The sequence below is a fragment of the Aeromonas sp. LsrichE-8G genome (assembly GCF_022869435.1).
GTDB lineage: Bacteria > Pseudomonadota > Gammaproteobacteria > Enterobacterales > Aeromonadaceae > Aeromonas > Aeromonas caviae.
In genome coordinates this window covers 25636-41804 of the sequence record NZ_JALIHH010000033.1, presented here as the reverse complement: position 1 = coordinate 41804, position 16169 = coordinate 25636, and the positions used below count along the sequence as shown (strand labels likewise).

General features: G+C 59.8%; 12 protein-coding genes. 5 read left to right on the top strand and 7 right to left on the bottom strand.

The features are described from left to right. The first annotated feature begins 554 nt into the window (after window positions 1-554). A complete protein-coding gene (gene rapA, locus MUW49_RS07335) occupies window positions 555-3422 on the top strand; it encodes an RNA polymerase-associated protein RapA (protein ID WP_161470501.1) in 2868 nt (955 codons plus the stop codon). A gap of 119 nt (window positions 3423-3541) precedes the next feature. Next, window positions 3542-4198 (top strand): bifunctional tRNA pseudouridine(32) synthase/23S rRNA pseudouridine(746) synthase RluA, encoded by a 657-nt coding sequence (rluA, locus tag MUW49_RS07330; protein WP_069784683.1) that lies wholly within the window; start codon window positions 3542-3544, stop codon window positions 4196-4198. Between the two features lie 64 nt (window positions 4199-4262). Here the strand turns inward: rluA and MUW49_RS07325 are convergent, their stop codons facing one another. The 5 genes from MUW49_RS07325 to MUW49_RS07305 form a co-directional block, all read right to left on the bottom strand. Then, a complete protein-coding gene (locus tag MUW49_RS07325; protein ID WP_010673139.1) occupies window positions 4263-4451 on the bottom strand; it encodes a hypothetical protein in 189 nt (62 codons plus the stop codon). A gap of 58 nt (window positions 4452-4509) precedes the next feature. Next, on the bottom strand, window positions 4510-6441 hold the full coding sequence (locus MUW49_RS07320) for a GGDEF domain-containing phosphodiesterase (protein ID WP_029313817.1): 1932 nt from the start codon (window positions 6439-6441) through the stop codon (window positions 4510-4512). A gap of 25 nt (window positions 6442-6466) precedes the next feature. Further along, window positions 6467-6964: a molybdopterin-binding oxidoreductase gene (locus MUW49_RS07315; protein ID WP_029313815.1), complete on the bottom strand. Its 498-nt coding sequence runs from the start codon at window positions 6962-6964 to the stop codon at window positions 6467-6469. Window positions 6965-7058: 94 nt separating this feature from the next. Further along, window positions 7059-8693: a chaperonin GroEL gene (groL, locus tag MUW49_RS07310; RefSeq protein ID WP_042864436.1), complete on the bottom strand. Its 1635-nt coding sequence runs from the start codon at window positions 8691-8693 to the stop codon at window positions 7059-7061. Window positions 8694-8736: 43 nt separating this feature from the next. Further along, window positions 8737-9030, bottom strand: a complete 294-nt coding sequence (locus tag MUW49_RS07305) for a co-chaperone GroES (RefSeq protein ID WP_005309514.1) — start codon at window positions 9028-9030, stop codon at window positions 8737-8739. Between the two features lie 242 nt (window positions 9031-9272). Here MUW49_RS07305 and MUW49_RS07300 point away from each other — a divergent pair, with 242 nt between their 5' ends. Then, window positions 9273-10607: an MATE family efflux transporter gene (locus MUW49_RS07300; RefSeq protein WP_223933513.1), complete on the top strand. Its 1335-nt coding sequence runs from the start codon at window positions 9273-9275 to the stop codon at window positions 10605-10607. 22 nt (window positions 10608-10629) lie between these two features. Here the strand turns inward: MUW49_RS07300 and MUW49_RS07295 are convergent, their stop codons facing one another. After that, window positions 10630-11109, bottom strand: coding sequence for an FxsA family protein (locus MUW49_RS07295; protein WP_223933497.1), 480 nt, complete (start codon window positions 11107-11109; stop codon window positions 10630-10632). 449 nt (window positions 11110-11558) lie between these two features. Here MUW49_RS07295 and aspA point away from each other — a divergent pair, with 449 nt between their 5' ends. Then, entirely contained in the window at window positions 11559-13001 is a 1443-nt protein-coding gene (gene aspA, locus MUW49_RS07290; protein ID WP_010673133.1) for an aspartate ammonia-lyase, read from the top strand. A 130-nt stretch (window positions 13002-13131) separates the two neighbouring features. Continuing rightward, on the top strand, window positions 13132-14451 hold the full coding sequence (locus MUW49_RS07285; protein WP_041210978.1) for an anaerobic C4-dicarboxylate transporter: 1320 nt from the start codon (window positions 13132-13134) through the stop codon (window positions 14449-14451). 118 nt (window positions 14452-14569) lie between these two features. Here the strand turns inward: MUW49_RS07285 and gshA are convergent, their stop codons facing one another. Then, on the bottom strand, window positions 14570-16168 hold the full coding sequence (gshA, locus tag MUW49_RS07280) for a glutamate--cysteine ligase (protein ID WP_113978522.1): 1599 nt from the start codon (window positions 16166-16168) through the stop codon (window positions 14570-14572). Window position 16169 lies beyond the last annotated feature (1 nt).

The following is a 16169-nucleotide window of genomic DNA, read 5'->3' as shown; positions in this document are numbered from 1 at the left end:
AGGCGGCTCAATGAATTGCTGAATTAACTGCTGCAACTTAAAAGTTGCTTTGGTCACTTCATCAGACATTGATATCAAAAATTGTTTTTGATGCTCGATGCTGTGAGTGCCCACACAGATTGCTTGATTCAAATTGTTAAAGAGCGACGCAGCTTTTGGCTGCTGCGGGAGTGGCATTCTACTCAACCGCCTTCTCGAGTCAAGCCTTATTTTCAAAGGCTTTTCGAGGCTACCGACCGGCTTGTTTGCGTTGCCGCTTGCCGTGTCGATGGAGGCGCATTATAGGGAGCGAATTCGTTCTGGCAAGGAGATAATTGCAAAAAGATGGCTTTCATCGTTCAACCGCTTACAAAGCGACCACGACGATGAATTAATGCACGAAAAGGGTCTGCAGATTGGTATTCCGGATGCTGTATTGAGGCCGGCAGGTTGACAGATCAAGCTTGTATCAGTTTGGCTTTCCCTTGCAGCACAACCATGATGATCGGCTTTCCGCCTTCGGGTAACATAGCGCCCCTTTGCGATTCTCACACTCTTGGGCTTTGGAGAGTTTAATGCCTTTTGCACTTGGCCAGCGTTGGATTAGTGATACAGAGACGGATCTGGGTTTGGGGACTGTCGTTGCTGTTGAAGGACGCATGGTTACCCTGTTGTTTCCGGCTACCGGTGAAAACCGTATGTATGCCAAAGAAGAGGCACCGGTCACCCGGGTCAGCTTCAATGTGGGCGATCAGATAGCCAGCCACGAAGACTGGACCATGACGGTCGATGAAGTGCAGGAGAAAGATGGCCTGCTTATATATGTAGGTGTTCGCACCGACAATGGTGAGCCGATTGCCCTCAAGGAAGTGTTTCTCAACAACTTCATCAAGTTCAACAAGCCGCAGGATCGCCTGTTCGCCGGCCAGATTGACCGGATGTCCCGCTTTACCCTGCGCTACGAAGCGCTGGTCAACCAGCACCAGCGTCGCCGCAACCCGACTCGCGGCCTGGCTGGCGGGAAAGTCAGTCTGATCCCGCACCAGCTCTACATCGCCCATGAAGTGGGTCACCGCTACGCCCCGCGCGTATTGCTGGCAGACGAGGTGGGTCTGGGCAAGACCATCGAAGCAGGCATGATCATTCACCAGCAGTTGCTCTCCGGCCGCGCCCATCGGGTGCTGATCCTGCTGCCCGAAACGCTCCAGCACCAGTGGCTGGTCGAGATGCTGCGCCGTTTCAACCTGCACTTCTCCCTGTTTGACGAGGAGCGCTGCATCGAGGCGTTCGCCGATGCGGAGAACCCCTTCGAGACCGAACAGCTGGTGATCTGTAGCCTCGACTTCCTGCGCAAGAAGCGTCGTCGCTTCGAACAGGTACTGGAAGCCGAGTGGGATCTGCTGGTTGTCGATGAAGCGCACCATCTGGAGTGGAGCGAAGAGGCGCCGAGCCGTGCCTATGAAATGGTGGAAGCGCTGGCCGAACAGGTGCCGGGCGTGCTGCTGCTGACCGCAACCCCGGATCAGCTGGGCCACCAGAGCCACTTTGCCCGTCTGCGCCTGCTCGACCCCGAGCGTTTCTACGACTACGACGCCTTCCTCGCCGAGGAGCAGGCCTATGGTCAGGTTGCCAGCGCCGCGCAAGAGCTGCTGGATGGCGAGACCCTGAGCGATGAAGCCAGGCAGATCCTCGCCAGCCAGCTGGATGGGCTGGATCTCACTGATGCGGCCGCCCGTCAGCAGGCAGTTGCCAAGCTGCTGGATCAGCATGGCACCGGCCGGGTGCTGTTCCGTAACAGCCGCGCCAATATTCAGGGCTTCCCGGAGCGCCACCTCAACGTCTACCCCATGCCGCTGCCGGAGCAGTACAAGACCGCCATCAAGGTGATGGGCATGATGGGTGGCAATGGCGGCGATCTGCAGACCCGTGCCCTGCGCTACCTCTATCCCGAGAAGATCTTCCAGCAGTTCGAAGGCGACAACGCTACCTGGACCCAGTTCGACCCGCGCGTCGAATGGTTGCTGGAACTGCTGCTCTCCGCCCGTCAGCAGAAGGTGCTGGTGATCTGCTCCGAAGCAGCCACCGCCATCGCCCTGGAAGAGGCGCTGCGCACACGTGAAGGGATCCGTGGCGCCGTGTTCCACGAAGGGATGTCGATCCTCGAGCGGGACAAGGCCTCCGCCTATTTCGCTCAAGCTGAGGGGGGCGCTCAGGTGCTGCTCTGCTCCGAGATCGGCTCAGAAGGTCGCAACTTCCAGTTTGCCAGCCATCTCGTGCTGTTCGATCTGCCACTCAACCCGGATCTGCTGGAACAGCGTATCGGCCGACTGGATCGTATCGGTCAGCAGAATACCGTCGAGATCCACGTTCCCTATCTGGAAGGGACTGCCCAGTGCGCCCTGCTGCTCTGGTATCACGATGGTCTGGATGCATTCGAGCAGACCTGCCCGACGGCCCGCCCGGTGTTCGAAGCGGTACGTGAGGAGCTGTTCGAGCTGCTGGCCGCCAACACCGGCGAGCAGGGCCCCCTCGACGCCCTGCTGGTCAAGACCCGCGAACTGCACGAGCCGCTCAAGGCCCGGCTGGAACAGGGTCGCGATCGCCTGCTGGAAATCCACTCCAGCGGTGGCGAGGCCGCCCAGCAGCTGGTCGAGAAGCTCGCCGCCGAAGATGACGACACCGGCATGATCTCCTTCGCCCTCAAGATGTTCGACGAGATCGGCGTCAACCAGGATGATCGTGGTGAAAATGCGCTGGTGCTGACTCCCGGGGATCACATGCTGGTGCCGAGCTTCCCGGGCCTGCCGCAAGACGGCATGACCATCACCTTCGATCGCAACACCGCCCTGTCGCGGGATGACATGGCGCTGCTCTCCTGGGATCACCCCATGATGCGCGGCGGTATCGACCTGATCCTGGGTTCCGAGATCGGTGCCACCTCGGTGGCACTGCTCAAGAACAAGGCTCTGCCGGTCGGCTCCATCCTGCTTGAGCTGATCTTCGTTGCCGAGTCTGCGGCCCATCCCCAGCTCTACCGTTTCATGCCGCCGACGCCGATCCGTCTGCTGATGGACAAGAACGGCCAGAATCTGGGAGAGAAGGTGGCGTTTGATGCCTTCAACCGCCAGCTGACACCGGTCAACCGCCACCTTGGCAGCAAGCTGGTTACCGCATCCCAGCCGGTGATCCACGGCCTGATTGGCAAGGGCGAGGTCATTGCCAACGAACTGAAAGCCGGGATTGTAGACAAGGCCCGTGCCCAGATGGCGCAGACCCTGCAGCAGGATCTGGACAGGCTGGAGGCACTCAAGGCGGTCAACCCGAATGTGCGCGACAGCGAACTGGATTATCTGCGCAATTTGCAGGCAGAATTGCACCACCTGATCGACCAGACCCAACTCAAGCTGGATGCCATCCGCTTTATTGTGGTTACCCATAACTGACAAGGTAGCGACCGACAGCGGCCAGACCCAGCTCAAACTGGATACACAAGGCCGCTTTGTCGTGGTTACCCATAACTGATGGGGGCTTGCCCCCGCTTTGACCCAAGATGCGAGACGCTATGTTTGTATACTCCCCGCCCCTGGAACCCTGGCTCGATATCCTGTTCAAGGACAAGGACATCATGGTGGTCAACAAGCCCACTGGCCTGCTGAGCGTCCCCGGGCGCGGCCCCGAGAATGAAGACAGCGTGCTCCATCGGGTCAAGCAGCAGCACCCAAAGGCGGCGGCTGCCCATCGCCTCGACATGGCGACCACCGGCGTGCTGGTGATCCCGCTCAACCCCAACTCCCACCGGGAGCTGAGCCGGCAATTCCGCGAGCGGGAGACCGAGAAGCACTACCTCGCCTGGGTGTGGGGTGAACCGGCGCTGGATGCAGGTGAAGTGGATCTGCCGCTCTGCGTCGACTGGCCCAACCGGCCGAAGCAGAAGGTGGATTTTGAGGAGGGGCGTCATGCCCTCACCCTGTGGCAAAAGCTGAAGGTGGAGAACGGCAACAGCCTGATCAAGCTGACCCCGATTACCGGTCGCTCCCATCAACTGCGGGTACACATGCTGGAGCTGGGTCACCCCATCCTCGGCGACAACCTCTACGCCAACCCGGATGCGCTGGCGGCTGCACCGCACCTTTATCTTCATGCGGCCAGCCTGACCATCAGCCACCCCAGAAGCGGCGAGCGGATGACCTTCGAGGCACCGGCCCCTTTCCCGGTCTGAGCCTGGCAGATAACAGCCCAATAAAAAGAAAGCCCCCATCGAGAGATGGGGGCTTTTTTATCGCTCAGACGCGGATATCGATCTTGCTTCCGAGGGAAGCACTGGCCGATGTCGGCGCAGCCGGAGCGGATTGCGCTGCTGTTTCCAGCAGTTTCAGTGCGGATTCGCCTTCCTGGGTCTGCTGCTTTTTGGCCAGGCTGGCCACCATCAGTGCAGAACCGAACGACGCATTTGCAGAACTAGAAATATCCATTGTGTACCTCCTGCCAAGAGACTATCGGCCGGGCCCGGTGAGACATGAGCCATATCGTTCAACGCAGATATGCCTTGTCCGGCGAGCGCCGGGCCAACCAGCGCTCTTCCATCTCCAGCAATGTCTGATAGGCCTTTTCAGCATGCTCCGGGCGACTGAACAGATATCCCTGCCCATACAGATGTATGTCGGTCAATGAACGCAGCACATCGAGCTGCCCCTGAGTCTCGATCCCTTCACATACCAGTTTCTTGCCAAGCATGGAGCCCATACGGCAGATGTTGGCGACCAGTTCGGCCGCCTCGATCGAGGTGTCGATACCCTGGATGAAGGACCTGTCTATCTTCACCTTGCTCACCGGCAGCTTCTGCAGATAGCTGAGGGAGGAGTAGCCGGTGCCGAAGTCGTCAAGGGCCAGATGTACCCCTTGCTGGCTGAGATCCTGCATCAACTGCAGCGAGTTCTTGACCTCGCGCATGGTGGTGTCTTCCGTCACCTCCAGCACCAGGCTGGATGCGGGAATATGGTGCTCCATCAGCGCTCTGGCCACCAGCTTCAAGAGGTTGCGCTGGTACATGCCCGGGGAGATGTTCACGCACATCTGCAAGTCCACCAAACCCAGGTGCTGCCACTGATGCAGTTGTTCACATGCGGTATTCAATACCCAGCCACCCAGTTTCTCGGCCAGCTGGAACTCTTCCGCCACCTGGATCACCTCGTTGGGGGGAATAAAGCCAAGCTCGGGATGGCGCCAGCGCAGCAGCGCCTCCACGGCTTCACAGCGGCCACTTTCCAGATTGACGATGGGCTGGTAATAGAGCTCGAGCGCATTGTGCTCCAGCGCCATCACCATGTCAGACGCAAGATGCTTGCGCCTGGCCGTCTCGTTGAGCAGGGAACTGTCATAGATGACATAGGGAACATGGGTCTTGCGGCTGTGAGAGAGGGCCTGCTCCGCCCGGCTGAGCAACTCCTGGGTCTGGTTGCTGTCGGTCGGGAAGAAGGCGATACCAATACCGACCTCAAGCCGGAAAGGGTAGTTGTCGATGATGATGTCTTGCTTGATGGAGTGGAGCACTCTGGCCACGAGCTCCCTGACCTGACGAAGATCGCTCCCCTCCCGTTGCAGCATGGCAAGCTGATCTCCCCCCAAACGCGCCACCCACTCCCCGTTTTCGCACAGGGCGCGCAGCCGCTTTGCCACCTCCTGCAGCAGGAGGTCCCCTGTGTTGTAGCCAAACTTGCTGTTGATATCACGAAAGTCGTTGATGTCGACCAGCACCAGTCCGAAGGAGGTGTCACGGGTGACATAGGCATCCATCTTTTCCAGCAGCGCCAGCCGGTTGGCGAGCCCGGTGAGGGGATCGATCCTAGCGGTCCTGAAATGGCGCCTGGCTTCTCGCACCAGCAGGCCGCTGAGCAGAATGACGGACACCACCAGCCCCGACACCATGAACAACAGGGCATTGCGCAACTGGCCAAAACGCGCGTCGTTGCCCGTATAGACGTTGATGTTGTTCTGCATGACGGAAGCAAGAGAGTAAGAGAGGGGTTCCTGCAAGGGCGCCAGTGTCATCATGACTTGCTGGTAATCCGGCGTCCCCGGTTTGAGCCTGACCAAATCAGGCTCCAGCTTGCGGATGCTGCTTTCGGTCAGTTTCACCAGCCGCAGCGTCTTCGGATTGTCCGCGAGGCTTTTTCTCAATTGGCCGCTCAGGAGAATGGGGGTACGACTCCAGAGAATGTCATAGCGGAGCAGCAGGGCTTCCTGGTCTATGCCGCCATAGTGGTAAATCTCGACGGCATTGAGAAAGCGGCCCAGCTCGAGCTGCAACTGCATCAATGCCCAGGAGACGTCATAGGTGTACTTCTCCATCACCCGGGTCGCATTTTGTATCTGCACCAGGCAATAGAGGGTGCTACCCGTGAACAACAGAATGGATAGATAAAGAACGCCGAGTAAGGGCCAGGCCCTGGTCTTCGCTTTCACCCAGTACTCCCGTAAACCACCGTTTTTACTGCTGAATGTCGATCGCACTCAGTTGCCAGATCATCATGTCGGTGAACTCGGAACGCCTGAGTTCGGGATGCTGATCCAGTGGCAGGATAAACCAGAGCGGCCCCTTGTCACGTACCCGCATGGTCATCCCGTCATCCTGCCAGGCCAGGATAGGATCGTATTGCTTGACCTTATCCCAGTTGATCCGGATCTGGAAACTGTTCAGGGCGGTGAGCGTGATGCTCTTGCCGTTGGCCTTCACCTCAGTCAGCACGTCCGCCAGTTTCGGCCCCACGTATTTGTGCGGTTTGTCCACCCAGGGATTGCTCGTCACCACCTCATGCTGCGGCAGCGCCTGGATCATGGCCATATCGAACAGCACCTCTCCATCTGCCGGATCGGCAGGATCCAGATTCCCCGTCACCTTGAGAATGACCGGCCCCTGTGGTGTCGCCTGCGCCATGCCCGGCAAGGCCAGGGAAAGGAGTAACGGGAGAAGCCCTAAGTATCGCATGTTCACCTCAGATCATTTCACTATCAACAACTTCAGCTTAGTAGCACTAAAAAAAACGGCCCGCAAAAGCGAGCCGTTTGATGACTTGACGGGATTACATCATACCCATACCGCCCATGCCACCCATATCAGGCATGGCAGGTGCATCTTTCTTCGGCAGCTCGGAGATCATGCACTCTGTGGTGATCATCAGGCCAGCGACGGACGAGGCGAACTGCAGGGCAGAACGGGTTACCTTGGTGGGATCCAGGATACCCATGGCCAGCATGTCGCCGTATTGTTCGGTGTAGGCGTTGTAACCGTAGTTGCCTTCACCGTTCTTCACGGCATTGGCGATGACGGAGGCTTCTTCGCCGGCGTTGATGACGATTTGACGCAGCGGGGCTTCCATGGCGCGCAGGGCAACCTTGATGCCGACGTTCTGGTCTTCGTTGTCACCACGCAGCGAGGCCAGCTTGGCAGCAACGCGCACCAGCGCTACACCACCACCGGCAACCACGCCTTCTTCCACGGCTGCGCGAGTGGCGTGCAGGGCATCGTCAACACGGGCTTTCTTCTCTTTCATTTCAACTTCAGTGGCAGCACCCACCTTGATCACGGCAACACCGCCGGCCAGCTTGGCCACGCGCTCTTGCAGCTTCTCACGGTCGTAATCGGAAGAGGTCTCTTCGATCTGCTGACGGATCTGGGCCACGCGGCTTTCGATCAGGGCAGCATCACCCACGCCATCGATGATGGTGGTGTTCTCTTTGGTGATGACGATGCGCTTGGCACGGCCCAGATCTTCCAGGGTCGCTTTTTCCAGCTCCATGCCCACTTCTTCGGAGATCACGGTACCACCGGTCAGGATGGCGATATCCTGCAGCATGGCCTTGCGGCGATCACCGAAGCCCGGCGCCTTGACGGCGGCCACTTTCACGATGCCACGCATGGTGTTGACCACCAGGGTCGCCAGTGCTTCGCCTTCCACGTCTTCGGCCACGATGATCAGCGGTTTGCCCGCCTTGGCCACACCTTCCAGCACCGGCAGCATTTCGCGGATGTTGGAGACTTTCTTGTCCACCAGCAGGATGAAGGGGTCATCCAGTTCGACGGAGCCGGTTTCCGGCTTGTTCACGAAGTAAGGGGAGAGGTAGCCGCGGTCGAACTGCATGCCTTCTACCACCGCCAGCTCGTCTTCCAAGCCCTGACCATCTTCCACGGTGATGACGCCGTCACGACCGACCTTGTCCATGGCTTCGGCAATCAGCTTGCCGACCTTCTCGTCGGAGTTGGCGGAGATGGTGCCTACCTGGGCGATGGCATTGTTGTCGGCACAAGGGGTGGACAGAGCTTGCAGCTCGGCAACGGCAGCCACAACGGCCTTGTCGATACCACGCTTCAGATCCATGGGATTCATGCCGGCGGCAACGGCCTTCAGGCCTTCGTTGACGATGGCTTGAGCCAGTACGGTGGCAGTGGTGGTACCGTCACCGGCGGCATCATTGGCCTTGGAAGCGACTTCCTTGACCATCTGGGCACCCATGTTCTGGAACTTGTCTTCCAGTTCGATTTCACGGGCAACGGAGACGCCATCCTTGGTGATGGTCGGGGCGCCGAAGGACTTGTCCAGCACCACGTTGCGGCCTTTCGGGCCCAGGGTCACCTTGACGGCATCGGCCAGGATGTTGACGCCTTCCAGCATTTTGATGCGAGCTTCGTTGCCAAACTTAACTTCTTTAGCTGCCATGTTCTTCAATCCTTAAATCAATTCGGGAAAAGAGGGAGGGTGATTACTCTTCGACAATCGCCAGGATGTCGGTCTCGGACAGGATCAGTACGTCCTGGCCATCCAGCTTTTCGGTCTTCACGCCGTAGCCTTCGTTGAAGATCACCTTGTCACCCACCTTGACGGCCAGTGCTTTGACATCCCCATTGTCCAGAATTCGACCAGTCCCCACGGCAAGAACTTCACCACGGGTGGACTTCTGGGCCGCAGTGCCAGTCAAGACGATGCCGCCAGCGGATTTGGCTTCAGCTTCGATGCGCTTGATGATGACGCGGTCGTGCAGTGGACGAATTTTCATCGATAACTCTCCCAAAATGAGTCTCTGTGTTGCTTGAGGAATGGCCGCAATCGGCCAAATTTGTCATGCCCCTGATCTGGGGCAACAGGGCTAGCCCTTCAAGGGCAAATACAAAAAAAATATTTTCACGTACTATGAACACCTTCGATGGATCACCCATCCCCAATCAGGAAGGCGGATGGAGACGGCCAGCATTCAGGCCCAAAGCACCTAGAGACTCTGCCTTGAGCCGACCCAACCCCATGCTGACCGCCCCCATGACGCCCATGCTGCTGCGCATGACGGGCCCCATGATCCTGGGCATCATCGCCATCCTGGCCTTCAACCTGGTCGATACCTTCTTCATCGGCATGCTGGGTACCCAGGCGCTGGCCGCCATCAGCTTCACCTTCCCGGTCACCTTCGTGGTCACCTCCCTGACCATGGGGCTGGGCGCGGGCCTGTGCGCCCTGCTCGGTCATGCCCTGGGGCAGGGTCGCCACGACGAGGCAGCCCGCATCACCACAGACTGCCTGTTCCTCGCCGTCATCCTGGTGAGTCTGCTCGCCGGGCTGGGGGCAATGACCATTACTCCTCTGTTCACCCTGCTGGGGGCCAGCCCCGAGCTCATCTCCCTCATCCACGATTACATGCTCATCTGGTATCTGACCGTCCCCATGCTGGTCGTGCCCATGGTCGGCAATGCGGCCATCCGGACCACGGGGGATACCAAGACCCCCAGTCTGGTGATGGGGGTCGCCGGTCTGGTCAACGGCGTGCTGGATCCTCTGCTCATCTTCGGGCCGGGCCCCTTCCCTGAGTGGGGCATTCGGGGAGCCGCCATCGCCACTTCCCTCTCCTGGCTGATGGCCATGCTGGTCAGCCTCTATATATTGCGCCACCGCGAGGGCCTGCTGCGCTGGCGCCTCTCCCCGCGCCCGCAGTTGCTGGCCCACTGGCGCGCCCTGCTCCATGTGGCGGTGCCCGCATCGTTTACCAACATGCTCAACCCACTGGCCAACGCCGTGTTGATGATCATTTTCGCCGGGCTCGGAACCGAGGTGGTCGCCGCCTACGGCGCGGCATCCCGGGTCGAGGCCTTGCTGCTCATCGTGATGATGGCGCTCTCTTCCGTGCTGGCCCCCTTCATCTCGCAGAACTGCGGCGCCGGGAATCCGGCCCGAGCCAAGGCCGCCCTGCTGCTCTGCATGCGCTTTGCCCTGATATTTCAGCTTGGGGTCTACGTGCTGACCTGGCTTCTCGCCCCCTTCATCGCCGATCTGTTCAGCGATCATCCGCAAGTGGTGCGCCTCATCGTGCTCTATCTGCATCTGGTCCCCATCGGCTACGGCTTTCAGGGCATGGTGATGCTGCTGGCCTCGGCCCTCAACGGCGTCAGGGCATCGGCGGTGTCACTGCTGATAAACGGCATCAGACTGTTTGTCTTCTTGCTGCCAGGGGCCTGGCTGGGGGCAAAACTGGGGGGAGAACAGGGGATCTATCTGGGGATGCTGCTGGCGAACCTGGCCGCCGGATTGCTGGCATGGGGGTATGCCCGCCACAGATTCGAGCGGCTGTGCCATCAGGGGAGATCCTGACGGCACAGCCCGAGGCTCGCGATTACTCTTTGCGTTCGAACTCCCCTTCGATGGTGTTGCCACCCCCTCGCGGGGATTGTCCGGGCCTGTCATCGCCGGGACCCGGCTCGAACGGCTGCTGGCGAGCCTGGAAGCCCCCCATCGGCATCCTGAACTGATTGCTGCCAATCAGCTTGTCGGCCAGCATGTTGCGCAGCCAGGGCTGCAGCAGCAGGATGCCGACAATATCGCTCACAAACCCCGGGATAATCAGCAGCAAGCCCGCCAACGCCAGCATCATGCCACCCATCACCTCGCGGCCGGGCATCTCCCCCAGCTGCATCTTCTGCTGGGCAGTGAGCAGGGTCTTGATCCCCTCGCTGCGCACCAGCGACGATCCCAGCACGGCGGTCAGCACCAACAAGCCAACGGTCGGCAAGGCCCCGATCACGGAGCCCACCTTGATCATGACGGTGAGCTCCAGCAATACCAGCCCGACCAACAACAGTAACAACTTGCCCATAGCAACCTCGGAGCGATGAATGAATGGACCCGGGGTGTCCGGTCGGCAGCCGCACATCGCTGATGCTGACGCGCCGGGTTCAGGTCTTCTGACATTAAAATGGGGTTGCTTGATCATTTTTCAAGCCTCTCCTGCCGCAGGCCCCGGAATACGGATAAATATTTGTCCGCCCAACTGGGATTGAGGTGGTTGTTCTGTCAAAGTTAATCGCCCGATTGCAATATCTGTTTAATGACCACAAGAAATTTGAGGTTGCCTCAAATTTAGTGATCCAGGTCTAATACCGGATACCTCAATTGGGGTAACATCAACACCAGTCATTGCACAGGGAGCAACTGGCTCCCAACTGCCCCACCCGATGTGTGGTGCTTCAGGATGAAATGTGCGTAGGGAAATCGCGACCACTCGGTGAGGATCGTTTCCATTTATTTGATTTCTGAGGCATAACAATGAGCGACATCAAGAACGTCCGCATTGAAGAAGACCTGCTGGGCACCAAAGAAGTTTCCAACGACCTCTACTACGGCGTGCACACCCTGCGCGCTGTTGAAAACTTCAAGATCAGCACTCAGAAGATTTCTGACGTTCCCGAGTTTGTTCGTGGCATGGTCCTGACCAAGAAGGCGGCTGCACTGGCCAACGGTGAGCTGGGCACCATCCGTCCCGAGATCGCAGACAAGATTGTCGAAGCCTGCGACCTGATGCTGAACACCGGCAAGTGCTTCGATCAGTTCCCGGTCGATGTCTATCAGGGCGGCGCCGGTACCTCCGTCAACATGAACACCAACGAAGTGCTGGCCAACATCGCCCTCGAGCTGATGGGACTTGAAAAGGGTCGCTACGACGTCATCAACCCCAACGATCACGTCAACAAGTGCCAGTCCACCAACGATGCCTACCCCACCGGTTTCCGCGTGGCCGTGGTCAACAGCACCGACACCACCCTGCACGCTCTGGAAGCCCTCATCGCGGCCTTCGATGTCAAAGCCAAGGAATTCAAACATATCCTGAAAATGGGCCGTACCCAGTTGCAGGACGCCGTGCCCATGACCCTGGGTCAGGAGTTCCACGCCTTCGCCGTCACCCTGCGTGAAGAGATCAAATCCATCAAGCGTTGCCAGGAGCTGCTGCTGGAAGTGAACCTGGGCGCCACCGCCATCGGTACCGGTCTGAACACCCCGCCCGAGTACTCCGGTCTTGCCATCAAGCGTCTGGCCGAGATCACCGGTCGTGCCTACGTGCCGGCAGAGGACCTCATCGAAGCGACCTCCGACTGCGGCGCCTATGTGATGCTGCACGGTGCGGTCAAGCGTCTGGCCATGAAGCTCTCCAAGATCTGTAATGACTTGCGTCTGCTCTCCTCCGGCCCGCGCACCGCGCTCAAAGAGATCAACCTGCCGGAAATGCAGGCTGGCTCCTCCATCATGCCGGCCAAGGTCAACCCGGTCATTCCGGAAGTGGTCAACCAGTCCTGCTTCAAGGTATTCGGCAACGACGTCACCATCACCTTCGCCGCCGAGGCCGGTCAGCTGCAGCTGAACGTCATGGAGCCGGTGATTGGTCAGGCCATGTTCGAATCCCTGAGCCTGATGGAAAAAGCCTGCATCTCCCTGCGCGAGAAGTGCGTGGAAGGCATCACCGCCAACCCGGACATCTGCATGAACCACGTGCTGAACTCCATCGGCATCGTGACCTACCTGAACCCCTTCATCGGTCACCATGAAGGCGACATCGTCGGCAAGATCTGTGCCCAAACCGGCAAGAACGTCCGCGAAGTCGTGCTGGAACGCGGCCTGCTGACCGCCGAACAGCTGGACGAGATCCTCTCCATCGAGAACCTGATGAACCCGCAATACAAAGCCAAGCGTTACACCCGCGAAGCCACCGTATAAGCGAGCAGATGGGCCGGGGTTATCCCGGCCCATTTAAAGTCAATTCCCGAGCGGTCTCTCCACAGCCCCATCGGGAATTGGCTTTTCAGCCTAATAAAACCTAAAAAAACTGGAAAATGGAGTGTTCGCTATGATTGGAATCGAGTTACTTGTCGTGCTCGCCGCTATCTATCTGGGGGCCCGGATAGGCAGCATCGGTATCGGCTTTGCCGGTGGTCTTGGGGTACTGGTACTGACCTGGGGGCTGGGCATGCCCATCCCGAGCGATCAGCTGGTGACCTATCTCCCGTGGGACGTGATCATGATCATCGCGTCCGTCATCTGCGCCATTGCCTGTATGCAGCTGGCTGGCGGGATGGATTATCTGGTGCACCTGGCCGAAAAAGCCCTGCGCAAGAATCCCAAGCACATCACCTTCGCCGCGCCGGTCGTCACCTACCTGATGACCATGCTGGCCGGTACCGGTCACACCGCCTTCTCCACCCTGCCGGTGATCGCCGAAGTGGCCAAGGAGCAGGGCATTCGCCCCTCCCGTCCGCTCTCCATCGCGGTCGTTGCCTCCCAGATTGCCATCACCGCCTCCCCCATCTCGGCGGCCGTGGTCGCCTTCTCCGGCATGCTGGAGCCGCTTGGCGTCGACTACCTGACCCTGCTGGCCATCTGCATCCCGTCCAGCTTCATCGCCTGTCTGCTGGGGGCCTTCATCGCCAACCTGCTGGGCAAGCCACTGGATCAGGACGAAGTCTATCTGGAGCGCAAAGCCAAGGGACTCATCAAGCTGCGCGGTACCAGCCAGGTTGAGATCAAGCCTTATGCCAAGCTCTCCGTCGGCATCTTCGTCGCCTCCATCGTGGCCGTGATGGCCTATGCCACCGCCATCTCCGGCAACGTCGGCCTCATCAGCAGCCCGCCGATCCCCCGCGATGGCGCCATCATGGGCATCATGCTCTCCGCCGCTACCCTGATGGTCCTGTTCTGCAAACTGGACGCGGCCCAGATCACCAACATGCCGACCTTCAAGTCCGGTATGTCCGCCTGTATCTGCGTGCTGGGCGTAGCCTGGCTGGGCAACGTCTTCGTGAAGGGCAACATGGTCGAGATCCAGGCGTTCGCCGGCGATCTGCTGAGCCAATACAGCTGGCTGCTGGCCGTGGTGCTGTTCTTCTCCTCCATGCTGCTCTACTCGCAAGGTGCCACCACCAAGGCCCTGATGCCTGCCGCCCTGGCACTGGGTGTCAGCCCGCTGGCGGCCATCGCCTCCTTCGCCGCCGTGAGCGCCCTGTTCGTGCTGCCGACCTACCCGACCCTGCTGGCCGCGGTCGAGATGGACGACACCGGCTCCACCCGCATCGGCAAGGCCGTGTTCAACCACCCCTTCTTCATCCCGGGTGTGGCCACCATTGCCATGGCTGTGGCGCTCGGCTTCTTCTTCGGTGGTCTCATCCTCTGACCGGTGAACCACCCCATGCAAAACGGCCCGAACGGGCCGTTTTTTTATGCCAGGCCACCGCCGGGCTCCCATGAAAAAGCCGCTCCCGGGAGCGGCTTTCGTCATCTTGGCGGCATCCTCAGGCCGTGGTCTGGCGGGTACCGAAATAGTCAGCCAGGAAGTCGTCGAACGACAGACTGTCACTGCGTTCCCGCTCCCGCTGCTTGGCCAGGGAGTCCCGTGCCTCGCCGGCAAAGTAGGCCTCGTCCCAGTACTGCAGCTCGCCGGCCAGCATCTCTTCCCGGTAGCGGCTCGCCAGCGCATCGCCGAAGCAGCCGTTGTCCTGACCGCTTGAAAGCAACTGCTTGAGCAGGCGGGCGGAGTAGGTCTGCTCGGGGTCGAGCAGCTTCTCACGGTGCATCGCCAGCGTCTCGCGATAGCGGTTGCGACCACAGCAGCGATCCAGCAGCGCTGCGACCTCGGCCAGCTCGTCGAACAGCTTGAGGCCGTACTCCTTGAGGCCGATGGCATTGCCCTGCTCATCTTCAAGCGTCAGGCCGGGGCGACGCCCCTCCAGCACCACCTTGTTCTGGTTGCGGCGGTTGCGGGCAACCTCGTCATCCGAGAGCACGGGGGAAGGGCGCAACAGGCACCAGACCAGGAAGAGATCGAAGAAGCGGATCTGATCCACCTCGATACCGAACGGGGTGAAAGGATTGACGTCCACCGTGCGCAACTCGATGTATTCGATGCCGCGCTGCTCCAGCGCATCCGAGGGCTTCTCGCCGCTGCGGGGGGTACGCTTGGGGCGGATCGGCGCGTAGAGCTCGTTTTCCAGCTGCAGCACGTTGTCGTTGAGCTGGCGGTACTCGCCGTTCACCTTGACCCCTATCCTGGCGAAGTCGGGATCATGGGTGTTGATGGCCCGGCGCAGACTGCTCACATAGGCGGGCAGGCTGTCATGACTGATCTTGAGCCCCGCCTGGGCGCTGTTGGTGTAACCGAGATCGGACAGGCGCAGAGCCGTGGCATAGGGCAGGTAAAGGGTGCCCTTGCCGGTCTTCTGGAACGGCAGGCTGCTCTTGCGCCCCTTGAGGAAGGAGTCGCAGATGGCAGGAGACGCGCCGAACAGATAGGGCACCAGCCAGCCGAAGCGGTAGACGTTGCGAATAAGCCCCATGTACTTGTCGGAGATGAAGCGCTGGCTGCAGCAGCCCTCTCCCACCAGATCCTGCCACTCGCACCAGAAGCTGTCCGGCATGGAGAAGTTGAAGTGCACCCCGGCGATCACCTGCATCAGGCTGCCGTAGCGGTTCTTCAGCCCCTGGCGATAGAGGGTCTTCATCCGCCCGATGTTGGAACTGCCGTACTGGGCCAGGCGGATGCTCTCCTCGTCACCGACGAAGCAGGGCATGGAGAGGGGCCAGATCCGCTCCTCTCCCAGATGATGAATGGTGTGGCGGTGAATGTCGCCGAGCTGCTCGATCAGGCTCTCGATGGAGTCGGTGGCCGGCGTGATGAACTCCAGCAGGCTCTCGGAGTAGTCGGTGGTGATGTTGGCATGGGTCAGGGCCGACCCCAGGCTTCTGGGGTGATCGGTCTGGGCCAGGGTCCCTTCGGGGGTGATGCGCAGACATTCGCGCTCGATCCCGCGCCGGATCCCCTTGAGGGCGGTCACCCGTTCCGGGGTGCCCAGCGCAGCCAGCAACTCGGTGAGCGACAAGCTAGTAGTAGTCATA

Bases quoted from the DNA above. Each gene is read 5' to 3' on its own strand.
- rapA (WP_161470501.1), top strand. From the start codon at position 555: ATGCCTTTTGCACTTGGCCAGCGTTGGATTAGTGATACAGAGACGGAT.
- rluA (WP_069784683.1), top strand. From the start codon at position 3,542: ATGTTTGTATACTCCCCGCCCCTGGAACCCTGGCTCGATATCCTGTTC.
- MUW49_RS07325 (WP_010673139.1), bottom strand. From the start codon at position 4,451: ATGGATATTTCTAGTTCTGCAAATGCGTCGTTCGGTTCTGCACTGATG.
- MUW49_RS07315 (WP_029313815.1), bottom strand. From the start codon at position 6,964: ATGCGATACTTAGGGCTTCTCCCGTTACTCCTTTCCCTGGCCTTGCCG.
- groL (WP_042864436.1), bottom strand. From the start codon at position 8,693: ATGGCAGCTAAAGAAGTTAAGTTTGGCAACGAAGCTCGCATCAAAATG.
- MUW49_RS07305 (WP_005309514.1), bottom strand. From the start codon at position 9,030: ATGAAAATTCGTCCACTGCACGACCGCGTCATCATCAAGCGCATCGAA.
- MUW49_RS07300 (WP_223933513.1), top strand. From the start codon at position 9,273: ATGCTGACCGCCCCCATGACGCCCATGCTGCTGCGCATGACGGGCCCC.
- MUW49_RS07295 (WP_223933497.1), bottom strand. From the start codon at position 11,109: ATGGGCAAGTTGTTACTGTTGTTGGTCGGGCTGGTATTGCTGGAGCTC.
- aspA (WP_010673133.1), top strand. From the start codon at position 11,559: ATGAGCGACATCAAGAACGTCCGCATTGAAGAAGACCTGCTGGGCACC.
- MUW49_RS07285 (WP_041210978.1), top strand. From the start codon at position 13,132: ATGATTGGAATCGAGTTACTTGTCGTGCTCGCCGCTATCTATCTGGGG.
- gshA (WP_113978522.1), bottom strand. From the start codon at position 16,168: ATGACTACTACTAGCTTGTCGCTCACCGAGTTGCTGGCTGCGCTGGGC.